The organism is Nocardioides glacieisoli (genome assembly GCF_004137245.1).
In the GTDB taxonomy this organism is placed as follows: domain Bacteria; phylum Actinomycetota; class Actinomycetes; order Propionibacteriales; family Nocardioidaceae; genus Nocardioides; species Nocardioides glacieisoli.
The window spans coordinates 200,071-219,493 of sequence record NZ_SDWS01000005.1 but is presented as its reverse complement, the minus strand read 5'-3'; the positions used below and the strand labels follow the sequence as shown (position 1 = coordinate 219,493).

General features: G+C 71.9%; 22 protein-coding genes. 11 read left to right on the top strand and 11 right to left on the bottom strand.

Annotated elements, in window-relative coordinates; translation table 11 throughout:
* Nucleotides 1-102 precede the first annotated feature (102 nt).
* From EUA06_RS12675 to EUA06_RS12665, 3 genes are read left to right on the top strand one after another with little or no spacing between them, the layout of a single operon-like run.
* Nucleotides 103-1,626 (top strand): CoA-acylating methylmalonate-semialdehyde dehydrogenase, encoded by a 1,524-nt coding sequence (locus tag EUA06_RS12675; protein WP_129476170.1) that lies wholly within the window; start codon nt 103-105, stop codon nt 1,624-1,626.
* Nucleotides 1,619-2,971: an aspartate aminotransferase family protein gene (locus tag EUA06_RS12670; RefSeq protein ID WP_129476168.1), complete on the top strand. Its 1,353-nt coding sequence runs from the start codon at nt 1,619-1,621 to the stop codon at nt 2,969-2,971. Before EUA06_RS12675 ends, EUA06_RS12670 begins: the two co-directional genes overlap by 8 nt.
* 17 nt (nt 2,972-2,988) lie before the next feature.
* On the top strand, nt 2,989-4,395 hold the full coding sequence (locus EUA06_RS12665) for an NAD(P)/FAD-dependent oxidoreductase (RefSeq protein ID WP_129476165.1): 1,407 nt from the start codon (nt 2,989-2,991) through the stop codon (nt 4,393-4,395).
* A gap of 14 nt (nt 4,396-4,409) precedes the next feature.
* Here EUA06_RS12665 and EUA06_RS12660 read toward each other — a convergent pair whose 3' ends face one another.
* Together EUA06_RS12660 and EUA06_RS12655 are read right to left on the bottom strand one after the other, a co-directional pair.
* A complete protein-coding gene (locus tag EUA06_RS12660; protein ID WP_129476162.1) occupies nt 4,410-5,246 on the bottom strand; it encodes a sigma-70 family RNA polymerase sigma factor in 837 nt (278 codons plus the stop codon).
* A gap of 115 nt (nt 5,247-5,361) precedes the next feature.
* Nucleotides 5,362-6,342 (bottom strand): AraC family transcriptional regulator, encoded by a 981-nt coding sequence (locus EUA06_RS12655; RefSeq protein WP_129476159.1) that lies wholly within the window; start codon nt 6,340-6,342, stop codon nt 5,362-5,364.
* Nucleotides 6,343-6,521: 179 nt separating this feature from the next.
* On the opposite strand from EUA06_RS12655, the gene EUA06_RS12650 reads away from it, so the two are divergent.
* The 4 genes from EUA06_RS12650 to EUA06_RS12635 all read left to right on the top strand — a co-directional run bounded on the left by EUA06_RS12650 (nt 6,522) and on the right by EUA06_RS12635 (nt 9,688).
* Entirely contained in the window at nt 6,522-6,851 is a 330-nt protein-coding gene (locus EUA06_RS12650) for an ANTAR domain-containing protein (protein ID WP_129476157.1), read from the top strand.
* 10 nt (nt 6,852-6,861) lie between these two features.
* Entirely contained in the window at nt 6,862-7,569 is a 708-nt protein-coding gene (locus EUA06_RS12645; RefSeq protein ID WP_129476154.1) for a GAF and ANTAR domain-containing protein, read from the top strand.
* Between the two features lie 80 nt (nt 7,570-7,649).
* Entirely contained in the window at nt 7,650-8,087 is a 438-nt protein-coding gene (locus EUA06_RS12640; RefSeq protein WP_129476151.1) for an SRPBCC family protein, read from the top strand.
* Nucleotides 8,084-9,688, top strand: a complete 1,605-nt coding sequence (locus EUA06_RS12635) for a phytoene desaturase family protein (protein WP_242498125.1) — start codon at nt 8,084-8,086, stop codon at nt 9,686-9,688. The genes EUA06_RS12640 and EUA06_RS12635 overlap by 4 nt, the downstream gene beginning before the upstream one ends.
* 18 nt (nt 9,689-9,706) lie before the next feature.
* On the opposite strand, the gene EUA06_RS12630 is transcribed toward EUA06_RS12635, so the two are convergent.
* The 3 genes from EUA06_RS12630 to EUA06_RS12620 are packed head-to-tail and all read right to left on the bottom strand — an operon-like array spanning nt 9,707 to nt 12,035.
* Complete coding sequence (locus EUA06_RS12630) at nt 9,707-9,919, bottom strand: CDGSH iron-sulfur domain-containing protein (RefSeq protein WP_242498124.1); 213 nt, start codon at nt 9,917-9,919, stop codon at nt 9,707-9,709.
* On the bottom strand, nt 9,916-10,851 hold the full coding sequence (locus EUA06_RS12625; RefSeq protein WP_242498123.1) for an iron-containing redox enzyme family protein: 936 nt from the start codon (nt 10,849-10,851) through the stop codon (nt 9,916-9,918). Before EUA06_RS12625 ends, EUA06_RS12630 begins: the two co-directional genes overlap by 4 nt.
* Nucleotides 10,852-10,853: 2 nt before the next feature.
* Nucleotides 10,854-12,035 (bottom strand): zinc-dependent alcohol dehydrogenase, encoded by a 1,182-nt coding sequence (locus EUA06_RS12620; protein WP_129476146.1) that lies wholly within the window; start codon nt 12,033-12,035, stop codon nt 10,854-10,856.
* Nucleotides 12,036-12,138: 103 nt separating this feature from the next.
* On the opposite strand from EUA06_RS12620, the gene EUA06_RS12615 reads away from it, so the two are divergent.
* The 3 genes from EUA06_RS12615 to EUA06_RS12605 all read left to right on the top strand — a co-directional run bounded on the left by EUA06_RS12615 (nt 12,139) and on the right by EUA06_RS12605 (nt 14,755).
* The gene (locus tag EUA06_RS12615; RefSeq protein WP_129476142.1) at nt 12,139-12,597 is read left to right on the top strand and encodes a hypothetical protein; all 459 of its coding nucleotides are present in this window, start codon (nt 12,139-12,141) and stop codon (nt 12,595-12,597) included.
* Nucleotides 12,598-12,637: 40 nt separating this feature from the next.
* On the top strand, nt 12,638-13,639 hold the full coding sequence (locus EUA06_RS12610) for an SDR family NAD(P)-dependent oxidoreductase (protein WP_129476139.1): 1,002 nt from the start codon (nt 12,638-12,640) through the stop codon (nt 13,637-13,639).
* A 432-nt stretch (nt 13,640-14,071) separates the two neighbouring features.
* Nucleotides 14,072-14,755: a helix-turn-helix domain-containing protein gene (locus tag EUA06_RS12605; RefSeq protein ID WP_129476136.1), complete on the top strand. Its 684-nt coding sequence runs from the start codon at nt 14,072-14,074 to the stop codon at nt 14,753-14,755.
* Nucleotides 14,756-14,762: 7 nt separating this feature from the next.
* Here EUA06_RS12605 and EUA06_RS23040 read toward each other — a convergent pair whose 3' ends face one another.
* The 4 genes from EUA06_RS23040 to EUA06_RS12590 all read right to left on the bottom strand — a co-directional run bounded on the left by EUA06_RS23040 (nt 14,763) and on the right by EUA06_RS12590 (nt 17,123).
* The gene (locus tag EUA06_RS23040; protein ID WP_242498122.1) at nt 14,763-14,996 is read right to left on the bottom strand and encodes an LLM class oxidoreductase; all 234 of its coding nucleotides are present in this window, start codon (nt 14,994-14,996) and stop codon (nt 14,763-14,765) included.
* A gap of 5 nt (nt 14,997-15,001) precedes the next feature.
* The gene (locus EUA06_RS12600; RefSeq protein ID WP_242498121.1) at nt 15,002-15,730 is read right to left on the bottom strand and encodes a TIGR03557 family F420-dependent LLM class oxidoreductase; all 729 of its coding nucleotides are present in this window, start codon (nt 15,728-15,730) and stop codon (nt 15,002-15,004) included.
* On the bottom strand, nt 15,727-16,398 hold the full coding sequence (locus EUA06_RS12595) for a response regulator transcription factor (RefSeq protein ID WP_129476134.1): 672 nt from the start codon (nt 16,396-16,398) through the stop codon (nt 15,727-15,729). The genes EUA06_RS12600 and EUA06_RS12595 overlap by 4 nt, the downstream gene beginning before the upstream one ends.
* A 68-nt stretch (nt 16,399-16,466) precedes the next feature.
* Nucleotides 16,467-17,123, bottom strand: a complete 657-nt coding sequence (locus tag EUA06_RS12590) for a hypothetical protein (RefSeq protein ID WP_129476132.1) — start codon at nt 17,121-17,123, stop codon at nt 16,467-16,469.
* 128 nt (nt 17,124-17,251) lie between these two features.
* Here EUA06_RS12590 and EUA06_RS12585 point away from each other — a divergent pair, with 128 nt between their 5' ends.
* A complete protein-coding gene (locus tag EUA06_RS12585) occupies nt 17,252-17,920 on the top strand; it encodes an HAD family hydrolase (protein WP_165354377.1) in 669 nt (222 codons plus the stop codon).
* Between the two features lie 4 nt (nt 17,921-17,924).
* Here the strand turns inward: EUA06_RS12585 and EUA06_RS12580 are convergent, their stop codons facing one another.
* Nucleotides 17,925-18,536 (bottom strand): flavodoxin family protein, encoded by a 612-nt coding sequence (locus EUA06_RS12580; protein ID WP_129476127.1) that lies wholly within the window; start codon nt 18,534-18,536, stop codon nt 17,925-17,927.
* Nucleotides 18,537-18,704: 168 nt separating this feature from the next.
* Nucleotides 18,705-19,307: a rhomboid family intramembrane serine protease gene (locus EUA06_RS12575; RefSeq protein WP_165354376.1), complete on the bottom strand. Its 603-nt coding sequence runs from the start codon at nt 19,305-19,307 to the stop codon at nt 18,705-18,707.
* Nucleotides 19,308-19,423: the final 116 nt, after the last annotated feature.

Genomic DNA, 19,423 nt, shown 5'->3' with positions numbered 1-19,423 from the left:
GCAGCCTACGCGCGGACGGGGCGACGGAATGTCCGAACGAGGACCGGGAATCCTACGATCCGACACCCGCGGTGCACGGCACGTCCACAGAGGATGGGCGCCATGAGCAACGACATCGTGCACTGGGTCGACGGCGCCGAGCTGCCGGGGCGGCCCGACGGCTGGGCCTCCGTGACCAACCCCGCCACCGGCCAGGTCACCGGCCGCGTCGCGCTGGCCAGCGAGGCCGACGCGCAGCAGGTCATCGCCGCCGCGTCGCGTGCGGCGAAGGCGTGGGGCACCACCTCGCTCGCCCGGCGTACGCAGGTGATGTTCGCCTTCCGCGAGCTGCTCAACAGCCGCAAGGACGAGCTCGCCGCGATCATCACCGCGGAGCACGGCAAGGTGCACTCCGACGCGATCGGCGAGATCTCGCGCGGCCTCGAGGTGGTGGAGTTCGCCTGCGGCATCTCCCACCTGCTCAAGGGCGGCCACAGCGAGGAGGCGTCGACCGGCGTCGACGTGCACTCCAAGCGCGTGCCGCTCGGCGTCGTGGGGATCATCAGCCCCTTCAACTTCCCGGCGATGGTGCCGATGTGGTTCTTCCCCATCGCCATCGCCGCCGGCAACACCGTCGTGCTGAAGCCGAGCGAGAAGGACCCGAGCGCGGCCAACTGGATCGCCGCTCTCTGGAAGGAGGCCGGTCTCCCCGACGGCGTCTTCAACGTCCTGCACGGCGACAAGACCGCCGTCGACGCGCTGCTCACCAGTCCCGACGTGCAGTCGATCAGCTTCGTCGGCTCGACCCCGATCGCGGAGTACGTCTACGAGACCGCGAGCCGTCACGGCAAGCGCGTCCAGGCCCTCGGCGGCGCGAAGAACCACATGGTCGTGCTGCCCGACGCCGACCTCGACCTGGCCGCCGACTCGGCCGTCAACGCCGGCTACGGCAGCGCCGGCGAGCGCTGCATGGCGATCAGCGTGCTGGTCGCGGTCGACCCGATCGGCGACGAGCTCGTCGCCCGGATCGCCGACCGCACCCGCACCCTGCTGATCGGCGACGGAGGACGCGAGGCGACCGGGGGCGAGAAGGAGGCCGACATGGGCCCGCTCGTCACGAAGGCCCACCGCGACAAGGTCAGCTCCTTCATCGACTCCGGCGAGGCGGCCGGCGCGAAGGTCGTCGTCGACGGCCGCGACGTCGCGGCCCGCGGCGGCGAGGAGGGCTTCTGGCTCGGCCCGACGCTCTTCGACGACGTCACGCCGGAGATGGACATCTACCGCGAGGAGATCTTCGGCCCCGTCCTGTCCGTCGTCCGGGCGAAGTCCTACGAGGAGGCGGTGGCCCTGGTCAACGCCAACGAGTACGGCAACGGCACCGCGGTCTTCACCAACGACGGCGGCGCGGCCCGTCGCTTCGAGGCCGACGTCACCGTCGGCATGATCGGCGTCAACGTCCCCGTCCCGGTGCCGGTCGCCTACTACTCCTTCGGCGGCTGGAAGCGCTCGCTCTTCGGCGACACCCACGCCCACGGCACCGAGGGCGTCCACTTCTTCACCCGCGGCAAGGTCGTCACCACCCGGTGGATCGACCCCGCCAACCGCCCCGAGGGCGGCCTCGAGCTGGGATTCCCGCGCAATGACTGAGCTGATGAACAAGAGCGACCTGTCCGGCACGTACGACGCCGCGCGGGCCTACGAGCTCGACCGCGCGCACGTCTTCCACTCCTGGTCCGCCCAGGCCGAGATCACGCCGATGGTCGTCACCCGCGCCGAGGGCAGCCACGTCTGGGACGCGAACGGCACGCGCTACCTCGACTTCAGCTCGCAGCTGGTCTTCACCAACCTCGGCCACCAGCACCCCCGCATCGTGGCCGCGATCCAGGAGCAGGCCGCGCACCTGTGCACGATCGCGCCGGCCGTCGCCAACGGCGCCCGCTCCGAGGCCGCCCGGCTGATCGCGAGCCACACCCCCGGCGACCTCGACCACGTCTTCTTCACCAACGGCGGCGCGGACGCCAACGAGCACGCCGTACGCATGGCGCGGCTGCACACCGGGCGCCACAAGGTGCTGACGACCTACCGCAGCTATCACGGCGGCACGCACCTCGCGGTCAACATGACCGGCGACCCGCGTCGCTGGGCGAGCGACCACGGCTCGACCGGGACGGTCCACTTCTTCGGCCCGTTCCTCTACCGCAGCGCCTTCCACGCGACCACCGAGGCCGAGGAGTGCCAGCGCGCGCTCGAGCACCTCGAGCAGGTCGTCGCCCTCGAGGGGCCGGCCACCGTCGCCGCAATCGTCCTCGAGGCGATCCCGGGCACCGCCGGGATCATGGTCCCGCCGCCGGGCTACCTCGCCGGCGTCCGCGAGATCTGCGACCGCCACGGCATCGTGCTGATCGCCGACGAGGTGATGTCGGGCTTCGGCCGGGCCGGTCGCTGGTTCGCGGTCGAGCACGGAGCCATCACGCCCGACCTGATCACCTTCGCCAAGGGCGTCAACTCCGGCTACGTCCCGCTCGGCGGCGTCGCCATCAGTGACGAGATCTACTCCACCTTCGCCCACCGCACCTACCCCGGCGGCCTCACCTACTCCGGCCACCCGCTTGCATGCGCGGCGGCGGTCGCCACCATCTGCACGATGGAGGACGAGGACGTCGTCGGTCGCGCCGAGCGCCTCGGCGAGGACGTGCTCGGGCCGGGCCTGCGGGCGCTCGCGGAGAAGCACGAGCGGATCGGCGAGGTCCGCGGCACCGGCGCCTTCTGGGCGATCGAGCTGGTCAGCGACCGCACCACCCGCGAGCCGCTCGCGCCCTACGGCGGGTCCAGCCCGGAGATGGGAGCCATCGTCAAGGGCTGCCAGGAGCGAGGCATGCTGCCCTTCGTCAACTACAACCGCATCCACGTCGTCCCGCCGCTCACCACGACCGACGACGAGGCCCGCGAAGGACTCGCGATCCTGGACGCCGCCCTCGACGCGACCGCCTGATCGCCGGCCCTGACCAGATGGCGGCCCACCGCACGGCCTACGAGCGCCACGCTCCCCACCCCCGCGTCGTGGAGCGGGCGCTCGCCGGCAGTGAGCAGTCGGTCTTCTGGCTCGACGACGTCGCCGCGACGTCGTACCCCGAGCTCACCGCGTCGACGCGCGCCGACCTGACGATCGTCGGCGGGGGCTACCTCGGCCTCTGGGCCGCCGTCCACGCCAAGCGACGTGACCCCGGGCGACGCGTGGTGCTGCTCGAGGCGCACACGATCGGCTGGGCAGCATCGGGGCGCAACGGCGGCTTCTGCGAGGCCTCGCTCACCCACGGGGAGGACAACGGTCGCAACCGCTGGCCTGATGAGTACGACGTCCTCGCCCGCCTCGGCCACGAGAACCTCGCCGGCTTCGAGGCCGACGTCCGCGACCTCGGGATCGACTGCGAGTGGGAGCGCACCGGCACCCTCTCGGTCGCTGTCGAGGAGCACCAGGTCGGGTGGTTGCGGGACGAGCCCCACTTCCTGGACGCCGCGCAGGTGCGCGCCGAGATCGACAGCCCGCTCTTCCTCGCCGGAGCGATGGAGCCCGACGACACCGCCCTCGTCCACCCAGCGAAGCTGGCGCTGGAGCTCGCCCGCGTCGCCGCCGACCTCGGGGTCGAGGTCCACGAGCACTCGGCCGCGACCGCACTGCGTCGTACGACAGCCGGCGTCGAGGTGCACACCGACCGCGCGGTGGTCACGTCCGACCACGTCGTCCTCGCCACCAACGTCTTCCCGTCGCTGCTGCGCCGCAACCGGCTGATGACGGTGCCGGTCTACGACTACGTGCTGATGACCGAGCCGCTCACCTCCGACCAGCTCGCGTCGATCGGCTGGGCCGGTCGGCAGGGGCTCGGCGACGTGGCCAACCAGTTCCACTACTCCCGGCTGAGCGCGGACAACCGCATCCTCTGGGGCGGGTACGACGCGGTCTACCCCGCGGGCGGTCGGGTGGCCGCGCGGCACGAGGACCGACCAGCCAGCTACTCCCGCCTGGCGTCACACTTCCTCGCGACGTTCCCGCAGCTCGAGGACGTCCGCTTCACGCACCGCTGGGCGGGCGCGATCGACACCTGCACGCAGTTCACCGCGTTCTACGGGCTCAGCCACGACGACCGGGTCGCCCATGCCGCCGGCTTCACCGGGCTGGGCGTGGGCGCGACGCGCTTTGCGGCCGAGGTGCTGCTCGACCTGCTGTCGGGCGCCACCACCGAGCGGACGGACCTGCGGATGGTGCGCGAACGGCCGCTGCCCTTCCCGCCCGAGCCGCTGGCGTCGGTCGGGATCAACCTGACGCGCTGGTCGCTCGACCGGGCCGACCACCGTCGGGGGCGACGCAACGTGTTCCTGCGTGCCCTCGACGCGGCCGGCCTCGGCTTCGACAGCTGACGGTCAGGCGGCAGTCAGGCGGCCGGGTTGTGGCCCGTGAGGTCCGCCCGGAGCGAGGCCAGGATGCGCGTGAGGACGCGCGAGACCTGCGCCTGCGTCAGCCCGACCGCCTCGGCGATCTCCTGCTGGGTGGCTTCCTCGACGAACCGCATCCGCAGGATGCGCTGGTCGCGGTCCTGGAGCGTCGCCACGAGGGGCTCGAGGACGATGCGCGCCTCGGCAGCGACGACCGAACGGTCCTCGAAGCCGAGCAGGTCGCCGAGCGACGACGACCCGTCACCGACCGGTCCGTCGAGGGACGTCGGCGTGAAGCACCCGTCCGCGGTGAGCGCCTCGACGACCTCGTCGATCGCGACGCCGAGGTGTGTGGCGACCTCGCTCGGGCGCGGCGAGCGACCGAGCGAGCTCTCCAGGTCCTCCTGGGCCCGCGAGATGCGGGACTGGAGGTCCTGCACGCGTCGTGGCGGCCGGACCATCCACCCCGCGTCACGGAAGTGCCGGCGCAGCTCGCCGCGGATGGTCGGGACGGCGTACGACAGGAAGTCGTGGCCGGCGCGGGGGTCGAAGCGCTGGGCGGCCTTGGTCAGACCGAGCAGCGCGACCTGCTCGAGGTCGTCGAGGTCGATGCCTCGGTTGCGGTAGCGACCGGCCATCGAGCGGGCGACGCCCGCGTTGGTCTCGATGAGGTCGGTGATGAGGTGCTGGGAGCCGACGGTCTCGGACTCCACCAGGCGCAGGTCGGCGACGATGCCGTCGGTGCGACGAGCGCGTTCCCTGCCGTCGGCCGGGCGGCTGCTGACGGACAGGACGGAGAGAGAGCTGTGCTCGGGGAGGATCGCAGTGGTGACCACGGATTCGCTCCTAACATGCAGTAGGTGCGTCCACCGTGGTCTCCAGCAAACGACTCCTTCAGGTTCACATGGTCCAGACCAGCACGCCAGCCGGAAAGCGAAGGGGCCACCACCCTTAGGGGGTGGTGGTGCGCGACAGCGTGTCTCCGGGGTTCTCGTCGTACTGGTCGCGGTAGTAGGCCGCGAAGCGGCCGGGGTTGAAGAATCCGTTGCGGATGGCCGCGTCGGTCACGGTCTCGGCCGAGCCGTCGCGCAGTGCCTGACGGGCCAGGTCGAGCCGCACGCGCCGCAGGTAGTCCTGCGGGGTGCAGCCGAGGTGCGTGCGGAAGGCGTACTGCAGGGCCCTCGGGGTCACGTTGCACTCACGGGCGAGCTCACCGAGGGTGAGGTCCTCCGACGCGTGGTCCTCGATGATCCGGGATGCGCGCTGGACCGTGGACGGCGAGTCGTCGACGTCGTCGGCGTGCTCGCCGGGGAGGGAGGGGCGTACGACGACGTTGTTGGCGAACGTGTGGAGCAGGGTGTGGCCCAGGAGGCGGGCGGCGGCGTGCTCCTGTGCCGGGGTCGCGTCTCCGGGCAGCATGGCGCCCACCTGGTCGACGGTCGCCCGCCACCGTGCGCCGGCGGCGGGTGAGCGGGGGACGTAGGAGGTGAAGATGATGTGCCGACGCGGGTGCTGCGGATCGGCGTCCTCCACCGCGGCGAGCATGACGTCCCACGACAGCGACGTGGTGCGCTGCACGGGGTGGTCGGCCGAGCCGGAGAACGGCATGTCCCACCCCGCCACGAGGGCCGACCCCCCATCGGTGATGCGATCGGTGACCCCGTCATGCGCGAACTCGTACATGCCGCTCAGGACGTCGACGACCACCAGCATCGGCATCGGGTCGGAGTCGAAGGAGTAGCTCGCGTCGATCCGGACGTGGTCGAAGACGACGTCGCCGTGGTCGATCCGGTCGTGCTTCACCACACCGAGCCCGCTCGACACCCGCAGCTCGGTGCCGTAGACCGTGTCCAGCCAGGCACGCGCCTCGTCGCCGGAGCCCTCGAAACCGAAAGAGTCCGGAGAACCACGGCGGGACCGCGACTGTGGCACGACGCTCCTGACGGAGGAGAAGAGACGGCGACCCGGTGGCTGGAGTCGGCACCGATCATATTGGGTCCGCACCCGGGCGCGCACCTCCGGCCGGGATGTCGGCGCCGCCTTGTAGACTCGATCTGCTTCCACCGACCTCCGCCCTGTGTCCGCGGACTGACGTCATTGAAAGGTGACCGATGTCTGTGACCCCTCCCTCCTCCGGCGAGGCCGTACAGCCGGGCGACGAGTTCCGTGACGAGATCGCCCACCTCCACGAGGCCGTGCGCTCGCAGCGCGCGATCGGCATGGCGATCGGGCTGCTGTCGGCGACCTACGGCTGCAGCACCGAGCAGGCGTGGCGCACCCTGCTCCGCGTCTCGCAGGACAGCAACACCAAGGTCCGCACGGTGGCCCGCGTGCTCGTCGCCCTCCACGACGGGACAGCCACGCCCGAGGACCACGACGTCCTGCAGACCTTCGAGCGCCAGCTCCCGGCGCCCGGCTGGAGCAGGGGGCCGTCCGCGTAGCATCGCGAACATGAACATCGACGGTGCCGCTCTCGCCGAGAGCTTGCGCACGCTGGCCACGTCGGGGCAGGCCGACGGGATCGTGGCCGCGCTCGAGCAGGTGCTGGACGCCTGCGTCGACCTCTTCGGTGTCGACGGCGCCGGCATCCTCTCCGCTGACGAGCAGAACGTGCTCGGTTACGTCGCGGCCACGGACGGTCCCGGCCGCCTGCTCGAGCAGACCGAGGCGGAGGCGGGGCAGGGCCCGTGCACGGAGGCCTTCGTCAGCGGCGCGGTGGTCACGTCCGCCGACGTCACGGCTGAGGCCGACCGGTGGCCCGTCCTCGCCAGCGCCATGGCCCGGCAACCCGTGCGCGCAGTGCTGGGCACGCCGGTGCGTGTCGGCGGCGTGACGGTGGGGACGCTCGACGTCTACCGCGAGCACGCGCACGAGTGGGACGAGAGCGAGGTCGCAGCGCTCGCCCGCTTCGCCGAGGTCATCGCGACCACCATGACCGCCGCCGTGCAGGCCCACACAGCGGGCGAGCTCGCCCGCCAGCTGCAGTACGCCCTCGACTACCGCGTCGTGATCGAGCGCGCCGTCGGCTACCTGATGGCCAAGGGCGACCTCGACCCGGTCGCCGCCTTCAACGCGCTGCGCACCGCCGCGCGCAGCCGGCGCACCAAGATCGGCGAGGTCGCCGAGCACGTGCTGTCCCACGGTGCCCTTCCCACCTGACGCCCACAGCTCTTCCTGGTCGTAGGGAGCATGGCTCCGCCCCGCTGCGGGTACGTCGTACGCATGAACCGGGACACCGCATGAGCACGACGAGCCGCCCCGTCTCCGCCACACCGGAGCAGGTGTGGTCGGTGCTGGCCGACGGCTGGCTCTACGCCCTCTGGGTGGTGGGTGCCGCTCGGATGCGCGGCGTCGACGAGGGCTGGCCCGCCGTCGGCTCGAGGCTGCACCACAGCGTCGGCACGTGGCCGCTCCTGATCGACGACACGACCGAGGTGCTCGAGGTCGAGGAGAACAGGCGACTGCTGCTGCTCGCCCGGGGCTGGCCGGCCGGCCAGGCGCACGTCGAGATCACCGTGGAGCCGCGGGGCACCGACACGGTGATGACGATCGTCGAGCAGGCCACCGCCGGCCCCGGCGCACTCATCCCGAAGGCGATCCAGGACCCGCAGCTGCACCTGCGCAACATCGAGGCGCTGCGCCGCCTCGCGTTGCTGGTGGAGGGTCGCACCCGGTGACCGCGGGTCGCCGCCACGACGCCATCGTCATCGGCGCCGGACCCAACGGACTGGTCGCGGCCAACATGCTGGCCGACGCCGGCTGGGACGTGGTGGTCCTGGAGGCGCAGTCGACCCCGGGCGGCGCGGTCCGCAGCGACCGCGAGCTGCACCCCGACTTCGTGCACGACACCTTCAGCGCGTTCTACCCGCTCGCCGTCGCGTCGCGCGCGATGACCTCGCTGCGGCTCGAGGACCACGGTCTCGCCTGGGAGCACGCCCCGGCCGTGCTCGGGCACCCGTTCGGCGACGGCCAGTGGGCGGTGCTGCACCGAGACCGCGACCTGACCGCCGCCGGGCTCGACGCCCTCCACGCCGGCGACGGCGACGCGTGGCTCGACCTGTGCCGCACCTGGGACCGCATCGGGGAGCCGATGGTCGACGCACTCACCTCACCCTTCCCGCCGGTGCGCGCCGGAGCGCGGCTGCTGCCGGGACTCGCCCGTGCGGGCGGCCTCGACACGGTCCGACGCCTGGCCACGCCCGTCTCCTCGCTCGGCCGCGAGCTCTTCGGTGGGCCGGCCGGAGCGCTCCTGCTCGCCGGCAACGCCGGGCACGCGGACTTCCCGCTCGACTCACCGGGGTCGGGCGTGTTCGGCGTGCTGATGTCGATGCTCGGCCAGACCGTCGGGTTCCCGGTCCCGCGCGGGGGCGCCCAGGCGCTCACCGACGCGCTGGTCACGAGGTTCACGCGTCTGGGCGGGCGGATCGAGACCGACGCGCCCGTCACCCGCGTCGTCGTGCGCGACGGAGCTGTCACCGGAGTCGTCACCCGAGACGGCGAGTCGTACGACGCCCGCGTGGTCGTCGCCGACGTCGCCGCGCCGCGCCTCTTCGGCGAGCTCGTCGGCGAGGAGGACCTGCCGGCACGCGTGGTGCGCGGGATGCGCGACTTCGAGCTCGACCCCGGCACCGTCAAGGTCGACTGGGCGCTGACCGGTCCGGTCCCGTGGGCCGGGAACCCGGGCGCTGCGCCCGGCACCGTGCACATCGCGGACTCGGTCGAGGAGATGACGCAGACCCTGGCGCAGGTGGCGTCGGGGGTCGTGCCCGACCGGCCGTTCCTCCTGACCGGGCAGATGACGACGAGCGACTCGACCCGGTCGCCGAGCGGCACCGAGTCCTTCTGGGCCTACACGCACGTCCCCCAGCCGTCGGCGACCCGCGGAGACGCCGGCGACGAGGTCACCGGCCGCTGGGACCATGACGACCTCGAGCGCTTCGCCGACCGCATGCAGGCGCGGATCGAGGCGCGGGCACCGGGCTTCGGCTCGCTGGTCGGCGCCCGTCGGGTGCTCGGGCCCCACGAGCTCGAGGCACGCAACGCCAACCTGGTCGGCGGCGCCGTCAACGGCGGCACGTCACAGCTCCACCAGGAACTGGTCTTCCGTCCGGTGCCGGCGATGCGTGGACGCGCCGCGACCGGCGTGCCGGGACTCTTCCTCGGCTCGGCGTCGGCCCATCCCGGTGGCGGAGTCCACGGCGCCGCGGGTGCCAATGCGGCCCGCGCCGCGCTGTGGCAGCACCGGCTGCGCGCGCTGCCCCGACGTCGTACGCGCTGAGCAGGCAGGCCGAGGGGCTCAGCGCCGCGGGATGACCTTGTGGGTGCCGTCGCAGAACGGCAGCCGGCTGGACTTGTCGCAGCGGCAGAGCGCGACGACCGGGCGACGGACGTCGTGGACGGTACCGTCCACGCCCTGCACCGAGGTGGCTCCGCGCAGCAGCATCGGGCCGTGGGGCACGACGACGACATCGGGGTGGTCGAACTCCTCGACCTCGGGGCGCGTGGTCACGCGGCGTCCCACGAAGTGAGCAGGGCGGTGGCGAGGCGCGCCTCGAGGTCGACGCAGGTGAACGCGCCGAAGAGGATCTCGGCTGCCTGGTCGGGCTCGTCCTCGGCCAGAGTGGCGCAGATGTCGCGCGCGGCGAGCAGCTCGTGGACGGCGTCGGCCTCGACGTGCTCGTCGAAGTAGGCCGCCATCGGACCGTCGAGACCGAGCCGGCCGAGGCCCTGGACCATCTTCCGGGACGGCAGGGTGCTCGTCATCTCGAACGCCGCCAGGTGGCCGACCGCTGCACCGCGCAGTCGTCGGTGCATGCCGAGCATCGAGAGCGCGTTGTTGAGCTCGAGGGTCTCGGGGAGCGCGTCGTCGACGTACGCGCCGTACTCGGCACGCAGCCCGACATCGACCATGCCCCGGGCGAAGAGGTGCGAGTGCATCCGGTTGGGGTCGCCGCCGCCGTACTCGTCGTACTGGAGCTCGACGAGCGCCGCCTTCGACCGGACGGGCAGGTGCGGGATCACCCACGTCATCGGGTCGGCCTCCTTGAGCTGGTAGACCGAGCGCTGCCGGAACAGCTCGAGGACCTCGTCGGTGGTCGCGCGCCTGCGCACGTGGTCGGCGAGCGACGGGCCGTCGTCCGCGGCGACGACCGCCTCCAGGGCGGCCGGTACGTCGGCGACCTCGGCGTCCGCGCCCGGCCACCGGCGCCGCAGGCGCTGCTCGAGCGCCACCTCGAGCTCGTGCCGCACGGCGAGCATCGCGGGCTGCCACTCGGCGTCGTCCGCGGCGTCCTCGAACCCGCGGTAGGACATCTCGTGGAGCGTCCACAGTGCGATGCACTCGTCGTCCCACTCGTCCGCGGTCGGGGCGTGGCCGCCGTCGACCGGGGTAGCGAGCCGAGCGACGACCCACTCGCTGAGCGGGCCGCGCGGCTTGGGCATCCTCACGGAGTGAACACCACCTTCACCATGCCGTCCTCCTTGTCGCGGAACTTCCGGTAGGCCTCGGGGGCGTCCTCGAGGGGCAGGTGGTGGGTCGCGAACGACTCCACGCCGAGCACGTCCTCGTCCTGCTGGAGCAGCGCGAGGATGTCGTCGCTCCACCGGTGGACGTTGGCCTGGCCCATCCGGATCTGGACCTGCTTGTCGAAGAGCTGGAACATCGGCAGCGGGTCGGTGGGCGCGCCGTACACGCCCGAGATGCTGATCGTCCCGCCGCGGCGCACCGAGTCGATGGCGCTCATCAGCGCGGCGAGCCGGTCGGAGCCGGCGGTCAGCATCATCTTCTCCTGCACCTTCTTGGGCAGCAGGGCGAGCGCCTTCTGCGCGACCTCCGCCACGGGCGAACCGTGGGCCTCCATGCCGACGGCGTCGATCACGGCGTCGGCGCCACGGCCGTCGGTCATCGCGCGGATCGCGTCACCGACCCCGTCGACCTCGCTGTGGTCGATGGTCCGGCCGCCGCGGCCGTGGATGCGGGCCAGCCGCTCGCGGACGTTGTCGACCACGATCACGTCGAGGCCGCGGTGCATCGCGATGCGCGCCGCCATGTCACCGATCGGTCCGGCGCCGATGACGGCGAGGGTGCCGCCGTCCTCGACGTCGGCGTACTCGACGGCCTGCCACGCGGTGGGCAGCACGTCGGAGAGGAAGAGGAAGCGGTCGTCCGGCGGGCCGTGCGGCACCTTGATCGGGAGCTTGTCACCGAAGGGCACGCGCAACAGCTCGGCCTGGCCGCCGGGTACCTGGCCGTAGAGCTTGCTGTAGCCGAACAGACTCGCGCCGGTGCCGGACTCGCGGTTCTGGGTGGTCTCGCACTGGCTGAAGAGGCCGCGGTCGCACATCCAGCACGAGCCGCAGCTGATGTTGAAGGGGACCACGACACGGTCCCCCGCCTGCAGCGTCTCGACGGCCGACCCGACCTCGCGCACGATGCCCATCGGCTCGTGACCGACGACGTCTCCGTCGGTCATGAAGGGCGTCAGCGGGTCGTAGAGGTGGAGGTCCGAGCCGCACAACCCGGTCGAGGTGATCTCGACGACGACGTCGGTCGGCTCCTCGATGACCGGGTCCGGGACGTCGATGACCTGCATGTCCTGCCGGCCCTGCCAAGTGACTGCTCTCATGTCGAGCCAGTGCCCAGCCCCTTGCGATGCCATGCACGCGCACGCACGGCGGTCGCCCGTTGGTAGGTGGTCAGGCGGATCGGGTGCGTGTGAGGCTCTCGTCATGAGCAGGCCCGCACCCGAGCACCGGCGCCCCGAGGGCGTCACCGACGAGACCGTCGAGGCGGTCGGCAAGCTGTCCGCGGCCCTCGACCACGTCGAGGACGCACGCGGCCACCTCTACGCCTTCCACCGCCTCATGGGCAGCGCGGAGAGCACGATGGAGGAGGCCGAGGCCCTGCTGCGCGAGGCGGGCCATGCCGACCTCGCCGACACGATGGACCGCGACGTGCTGGGCAGCAACCCGCTGCCGGGCATGTGGTCGTTCCAGATGGTCGAGGAGTACGACGACGGGTTCTACGCCCGCGCCAAGGGCTTCCACCAGCGTGCGCTGGACGAGCTCATGGACGGCCAGCGACACGTCTTCGAGGCCGAGATGAAGGAGCTGCGCCGCACCCGCGGTCGCGACGGGCACGAGGCCCGGCCGGCGGACGTCGAGGGCGACCCGGAGTACGACGACTAGCGCCTCGCTGTAGGAGTCTCGCTGGTGGGTACGGGGCCGAATGCATCGTTCCCGGACCACCGCTCGTCCCTGCGTCGTGCTCGTCACCGGTGCCTCCAGTGGCATCGGCGAGGCCACCGCTCGCCTGGCAGCCGTGCGGGGTGACCACGTCGTGCTGCTCGCCCGCGGCGCCGATTCCCTCGAGCGCGTCGCCGTCGACTGCGAGGCGCTCGGCGCGGCCTCGACCCTGGTCGTGCCCACCGACATGGCCGACGACTCGCAGGTGGCCGCTGCGGTCTCCGCCGCCGTCGCCAGGCACGGACGGCTCGACGTCGTCGTGGGCTCCGCGGGCGTCGTCGCCTACGGCCGCATCCCCGACGTCCCGGTCGACGTCTTCGACCGCGTGGTCTCCACGAACCTGCTCGGCTCGGTCAACCTCGCCCGCCACGCGCTTCCGGTGCTGCGCGGCCAGGGAGGCGGGGAAGGGGCGGGCAGCCTGGTGCTCGTCGGCTCGGTGATCGGTCACATCGCGGTCCCGGACATGGCGGCGTACGTCGTCAGCAAGTGGGGCGTGCGCGGGCTCGTGCGCCAGCTGCGGGTCGACAACCGCGACCGGCCCGGCGTCCGGCTCGGCTACGTCGCGCCGGGTGGGGTCGACACCCCGATCTACCGCCAGGCCGCGACCTACGGCGACTCGGTCGGCCGTCCGCCCTTCCCTGTCAGTCCGCCGGAGACCATCGCCCGCCGCGTGCTGGCCGTGGCGGACCACCCGTGGCGCGGCGGCCAGGTCGGTGTCTCCAACGACGCGATCCGCTTCGGCTTCACGGCGCTGCCGTGGGTGTACGACCGGCTCGTCGGGCCACTCTTCTCCGTCGTGGCGCAGGACCTCGTCGCACCCGTGGTGCGCGGTCCCGGCAACGTGCTCGCCTCGCAGCAGGACGGCAACGGGCTCCGCGGGCACCAGGGCAGTGCCCTGCGCGGGATCGGCGCCAACCTCGTCGAGGTCGTACGCCGTCGGATGGCAGCGCGCGGGAGCGCACGCCCTCAGGCACAGGACAGCTAACCGGCGCACCGCCTCAGCTGCGGACACTTCGGAAGCTCGGCGCCTGGGGCATCCGGAGGGCGACGAGCACGCTGCCCACGTCCGTCGCTCCTGCGTCACAGCCGTCCGTCGCCTCCTTGCCCATGAGTCTTTGAGCGACTCAGCGTCATCAGGCGCACGACAACCGGTTCACCCCCTGACCCTGCTGGGACCCTGCGCGCTTGCCAGTGAGTCTCTGAGGGACTCATCGGCAAGTAGCGGCGGCGGGGTGGGCGTGCAGGGCTCGCCAGTACGACGGTTCGTGGGCCACCAGGTGTCCACAGGTGGATCCGTCGGGCGTTCGAGCTGCCCGGCTGTGGAGGACCGTTCGCAGGTGTCGGTGCCGGCGTCTGTGCTGGTCGTACGACGCGCCTGACGGTGGGTGCGCGGGCGAACGGGAAGGGGCAGGGGCGCATGGAGGCAGGCGACCAGACAGAGCACGACCAGACGGGGCGGGTGAACGGGTTGCCGCCGTGGGACTGCATGGCGAAGTGGACCCAGGCGGAGCGCGAGGTCTGGCTGATGGGGCCGTTCCGTGGCGGGATCGCGGGGATGGTGCGGCGGATCAGGCGGATCCTGGACGTGTCGCAGCGCGGGTTGGCTGCGCTGCTCGGCGTCTCGCAGTCGGTGGTCGCGCGGTGGGAGACGGCGCGGACGAGTCCACGGATGAGTGTCATGGAGCGGCTGTTGCGGATGGCTCGGCTGCGGATGGACTTCCACGACGAGGACACCGGGCAGGAGGTGGGTCCGATGCGTGCGGACGGGGCACGGAAGCACGGCGGTAGCCGGTACCCCGCGCACACGGACCTCACGGCTACGGGGTGGTGGGTGCCGCGGCGGCTGCGGGCGATGACCTCGATCGAGGCGTTCCGGGCCCGCGACCACTCCAAGAGGGTCGGGGACCCCGCGATCAGGTATCGGGTGTCGCCGTTCTGGAAGCGGATCCTGCGTGAGACCTGGGGGACACCGGACGACCACCCGGCAGTGCACCAGTTCGTCGCGGAAGTGCGCTACCTCGACGAGGTGCGGGAGGACCGGCGCACGTCGATGCGCAGCAGGAGCACGGGCGGGACGCGAGGCGGTGGCGACGCCGCCTGAGACCGCGTCAGGACGTACGTCGGCGCAGCTCGGGAAGCACGTCGGACCCGTAGGCCGCGATCATGTCGGCGTAGTGCGGTCCCATGTTGGCGACGTAGACCTCGCTGAAGCCGGCGTCGACGAACGGCGCGTAGGCCTTGACGTGCTCGGCGACGTCGGGACCGAAGGCTCCGTTCTCCGCGAACTTGTCGCGGGTGACGAGCTCGGCGGCCTGCTCGAAGTGCTGCGGGCTCGGCAGCACCTGGCTCAACTCGCCGGGAACGCCGGCGTTGGGCCACAGGGCGTACGCCGCGTCGATTGCCTCGTCCTTGGTGGGACCCCAACCGACCTTGAAACCCGCTGGGCCGGGGCATCGGCGCCCTTGGCCTTCCGGAAGGTGTCCACCGACTCGGCGTCGGGCTTGGTGGTGATGAACCCGTCGGCGATGCGGCAGGCGACGTCGAGTGCCTTGGGCCCGAAGGCGCTCATGTAGACCGGAGGCGGAGTGTCGGGCAGCGTGTAGATCCGCGCCGTGTCGACGGTGTAGTGGCGCCCGTCGTGCGAGACGACCTCGCCGGTCCAGAGCCGGCGGAGCACCTCGACGGCCTCCTCGAGCATCGCGAGGCGGATGTCGGTGCGTGGCCACGCGTCGCCCAGCACGTGCTCGTTGAGCGCCTCACCGGTCCCGACGCCGAGGGTGAAGCGTCCCTCGCCCAGGAGCACGGCCGAGGTGGCAGCGGCCTGGGCGATCACCGCGGGGTGCGTCCGCACCGTGGGGCAGGTGACCGCGGTCGTCACCGGGAGGTCGCAGACCTGCGCGACGGCGCCGATCATCGACCAGACGAACGGCGACTGCCCCTGCGCATTGGTCCACGGGTGGAAGTGGTCGCTGATCCAGAGGGAGTCGAAACCGGCCCGCTCGGCGAGCCTCGCCTGCTCGAGCAGCTGCTCGGGTGAGTACTCCTCGCAGGAGAGGAAGTAGCCGAAGCGGGTCACACGCGCGCGGGCTGGGCGGCAGCCCGGGGCACGGACATGACCGGGTCGCCGGACATCAGCAGGCCGTGCTGGATCGCCCACAGGACCGCCTGCGACCGCGAGGTCACCTCGATCTTGGCGTAGGCGCCGCGGATGTAGGACTTGACCGAGTTGATGCTGAGGTTGGTCTGCTCGGCGATCTCCCGGTTGGCGAGGCCCGACGCGATCATCGAGAGCACCTCGGTCTCGCGGTGCGTCAGCGGCCACTTCTCGGCGGCAGTGGGCTTGGCGGGCTCGCCCTTGCCGGACCAGGCGTCCACGACGACCCGGCCGTCGGCGATCTGGAGCAGGTTCCAGATCAGTCGCCGGGTGGGGAGCCACTTGCTGACGAAGCCCGCGGCGCCGCGCGACATCTCGGTCGACACGGCCTCGGGGGTGCAGTCCCAGCCGAAGGCGACCATGCGGGTGGGGAAGCGCTGGGGCGCGGACGTCGTACGCCGGTGGGCGGAGGGCTCGTAGAGCGTGAGGTCGCACAGTGGGGCCGGTCCGGTGGTGCGGTAGGGCACCACGGAGACGACGGCGGAGTGCGGCTCGAACATGGCGCGGATGCCGTGCACGACGAGCTCGCTCTCGTCCATGATCGCGACCTTGATGTGCCTGGGTGCGGTGGTGGTGCCCTGTCGATCCATGGGCGGTAGGTACCCCGATGGATGTGGCACATACGCCGCCGGTCCTCCCGGTTGTGGCGAGCGACCGGTCAGGCCAGCAGCACCCGGGCCACCGTCGCGGCCTGCGCCTCGGTGACGCCGGCGCGCTCCGCGGCGTGGTTGAGCAGCCCCGAGGCGTCGTCGGTGGTCACGCCGATCCGGGCGGCCACGAGGCCGACCGCCACGTCGACGAGGCGTTGCTCGCGCAGCCGCTCGGGGGCAGCCTCGGCCCGCCGCAACGACTCGAACCCCAGGTCGGCGTTGGTCACGGCTCCGGCCTGCCACGCACCCAGCGCGGCGACCAGTCCGTCGATCCGGTCGCGGAAGGCGTGCGCGGTCGAGGCGTAGAGATCGATGTTGAGCACCGCTCGCCCCCCCTCGACCACGGGGAGGCAGACGGTGCTGGCGATACCGGAGAAGGCGCGCTGACGGGCCATGTCGGCCCACCCCTGCTCGTCGAGCGCGAAGTCCGGCTCCTGGTCGCCCGCGCCGCGATCAGCCTCGCCGGAGGCCGCCTCAGTCCTGGCATCGGTGTCGACGAGCGTGAAGGTGAGGTCGTCGTCGAGCATGGTCACGCTCAGCGCGACGCACTCGGGCACCGTCCGCACGGCCCACCCCTCGATGACGCGCAGGAGGCCCTCGACGTCGTCGACCGATGGGGTGACGTACTCGTCCAGGGCTTCCTTGCTCTGTGGCAGGAGCTCCACGCGCGTTCCCCTTCGAGGCGATGGGTATGAGTGTCGATGGTCCTCCCCGCGCACTGGCCCCACCACACCCGCCCGGGCGGTCGGGCGTAGGGCGCATGGCGCCCGCTCTTCGGGGGTACGTCCGACGGATGAAGACTCCCGCTCGCCCCGTGGTCGTCCTCGACCTCGACGGCACCCTGGTCGACTCGGTCTACCAGCACGTCGTGTCGTGGCAGGCCGCCTTCCACGACGTCGGCCTCCACGTGAGCTCCGTACGCATCCACGAGGCCATCGGCATGGGCGGCGACCGGCTGGTCGCCGCCGTCGCCGGCGACTCGGCCGAGCACGCCGTCGGCGACGAGGTCCGCCGCCTGCACGACACCTACTTCCGCACCGGGCTGCGGACCATCTGTCCCCTCGACGGTGCGCCCGAGCTGGTGGATGCCCTCGTCGATCGCGGCCACCGCGTGGTGCTCGCCAGCTCGTCCGAGGCCGCCCTCGTCGACGACCTCCTCGACATCGTGGGGATCGGCCACCGCCTGCACGCCGTCGTCACCGGCTCCGACGAGGCAGCGAGCAAGCCCTCGCCCGACCTGGTCGCGCTCGCCGTCGAGCGCGGTGGGGGCGGTTCGGGGGTGGTCATCGGTGACGCGACGTGGGACGTCGAGTCCGCGGTCGCCGCGGGCCTGGAGTCGATCGGCCTGCGCAGCGGCGGGGTGAGTGCCGAGCGGCTCCTGGCGGCCGGTGCCGCGGCGGTCCACGACGGTCCGCGCGACCTGCTCGAGCACCTCGACGCCGGCCTGCTCGGCACGGCCTGAACGGTCACTCCCCCGCGGGGTACGCCGACTCCTTGAGGAGCCGGGCCAGGTGGGTGGCGTGCCGGGCGAGCACCTCGGTGGTGCCGGCGGTCTTCTGCGGCGTCTCGTCGAGGTCCTGGTAGTCGACGGCCTGCATCGCCTCGCCGACCCAGTAGGTCACAGCCTGCGCGGGCAGGGTGAAGCCGACGTCGTTGAGCCCCTGGAAGAGCTCCGCGCTCGTGTGGTGCGCCCCGTCCTCGTTGCCCACGACGCCGACGGCGGCGACCTTGCCGAAGGTGAGCAGGCGGCCCGCGTCGTCGGTCTCGGCGAGCTCGGCGTCGAGGCGCTCCAGCACGACCTTCGCGACCGACGCGGGCTGGCCCATCCAGATCGGGGTCACCAGCACGAGGATGTCGGCGTCGAGCATCTTCTGCCGCAGCGTGGGCCATCCGTCGCCGTCACCCTCGTCGGTGCTCACGCCGAAGCTCACGTCGTGGTCGACGACCCGCTCGATCGATCCGGTCACGCCGAGGTCGCGGAACGCGTCGAGCACCTGCGAGCCGAGGAGCTCGGTGCTCGACTCGGCAGGCGAGCGCTTCAGGGTGCAGCTGAGGACGAGGCAGGAGAGGTCGGTCATGAGCCGCCCGTACCCGATGGCGTCGCCGACATACGAGGACGAGGTCCGTCGGGGCACCTCGCACGGCGTACGGCGTGGATCCCCCGACGGACCTCGACATCTGGTGCCGGAGCAGTGGCGCGCACGTCCCGGCGCGAGTCAGGTACCCAGGCCGGCGAGGTCCATGCGTCAGTAGGGGAAGTCGTCCGCGCGGCGCCGCGTGGTCAGCAGGCGCGCCGCCACGAACCCGCCGATCGCACCGAAGAGGTGCCCCTGCCACGAGACGCCCGGCTGGCCGGGCAGGACCCCGAGGAGCGCCCCGCTGTAGAGCAGGAACACCGCGACACCGATGAGGATCTCGGTCGTGTTCCGGTTGAGGAAGCCACGCACGAGGAGGAAGACGATCCAGCCGAAGATCAGCACCGAGGCACCGGCGTGGTTGCTCTGGGGCTGGGCGAAGACCCAGACGCCGAGGCCCCCGACGACCCAGATGATGGCGGTGGCGAGCAGCCCGCGCGCGATGCCGGTCGCGAGGGTCAGGAAGCCGAGGACCGCGACCGGGACGGTGTTGCTCACGAGGTGTCCGAAGCCGAAGTGGAGCAGCGGCGCCAGGACGATCCCGATGAGGCCGTCCTCGCTGCGGGGCTGGACGCCGTAGGGGTCGAGGGCGTGGCCCGATGCGGTGTCGACGATCTCGAGCACCCACAGCACGACGACGAACGCGCCGGTGATCAGTGCAGCGTTCTGCCAGGAGTCCCGGCGCTGCGTGACCTGCCCCTGTCGCGTCTGCATGCCCTCCATGGTGTCAAAGGGCGACAAGACGTGAGGCGCCCTCTGCAATGTCGGGCGGCCGGCGCGGGCACCCCTCTGGGCGATCTCTGGCGCCGAGGGGCGTGCCTACTGTCGAC

Bases quoted from the DNA above. Each gene is read 5' to 3' on its own strand.
- EUA06_RS12675 (WP_129476170.1), top strand. From the start codon at position 103: ATGAGCAACGACATCGTGCACTGGGTCGACGGCGCCGAGCTGCCGGGG.
- EUA06_RS12670 (WP_129476168.1), top strand. From the start codon at position 1,619: ATGACTGAGCTGATGAACAAGAGCGACCTGTCCGGCACGTACGACGCC.
- EUA06_RS12665 (WP_129476165.1), top strand. From the start codon at position 2,989: ATGGCGGCCCACCGCACGGCCTACGAGCGCCACGCTCCCCACCCCCGC.
- EUA06_RS12650 (WP_129476157.1), top strand. From the start codon at position 6,522: ATGTCTGTGACCCCTCCCTCCTCCGGCGAGGCCGTACAGCCGGGCGAC.
- EUA06_RS12645 (WP_129476154.1), top strand. From the start codon at position 6,862: ATGAACATCGACGGTGCCGCTCTCGCCGAGAGCTTGCGCACGCTGGCC.
- EUA06_RS12640 (WP_129476151.1), top strand. From the start codon at position 7,650: ATGAGCACGACGAGCCGCCCCGTCTCCGCCACACCGGAGCAGGTGTGG.
- EUA06_RS12625 (WP_242498123.1), bottom strand. From the start codon at position 10,851: ATGCCCAAGCCGCGCGGCCCGCTCAGCGAGTGGGTCGTCGCTCGGCTC.
- EUA06_RS12620 (WP_129476146.1), bottom strand. From the start codon at position 12,035: ATGAGAGCAGTCACTTGGCAGGGCCGGCAGGACATGCAGGTCATCGAC.
- EUA06_RS12615 (WP_129476142.1), top strand. From the start codon at position 12,139: ATGAGCAGGCCCGCACCCGAGCACCGGCGCCCCGAGGGCGTCACCGAC.
- EUA06_RS12610 (WP_129476139.1), top strand. From the start codon at position 12,638: ATGCATCGTTCCCGGACCACCGCTCGTCCCTGCGTCGTGCTCGTCACC.
- EUA06_RS12605 (WP_129476136.1), top strand. From the start codon at position 14,072: ATGGAGGCAGGCGACCAGACAGAGCACGACCAGACGGGGCGGGTGAAC.
- EUA06_RS12595 (WP_129476134.1), bottom strand. From the start codon at position 16,398: ATGGATCGACAGGGCACCACCACCGCACCCAGGCACATCAAGGTCGCG.
- EUA06_RS12585 (WP_165354377.1), top strand. From the start codon at position 17,252: ATGAAGACTCCCGCTCGCCCCGTGGTCGTCCTCGACCTCGACGGCACC.
- EUA06_RS12580 (WP_129476127.1), bottom strand. From the start codon at position 18,536: ATGACCGACCTCTCCTGCCTCGTCCTCAGCTGCACCCTGAAGCGCTCG.
- EUA06_RS12575 (WP_165354376.1), bottom strand. From the start codon at position 19,307: ATGCAGACGCGACAGGGGCAGGTCACGCAGCGCCGGGACTCCTGGCAG.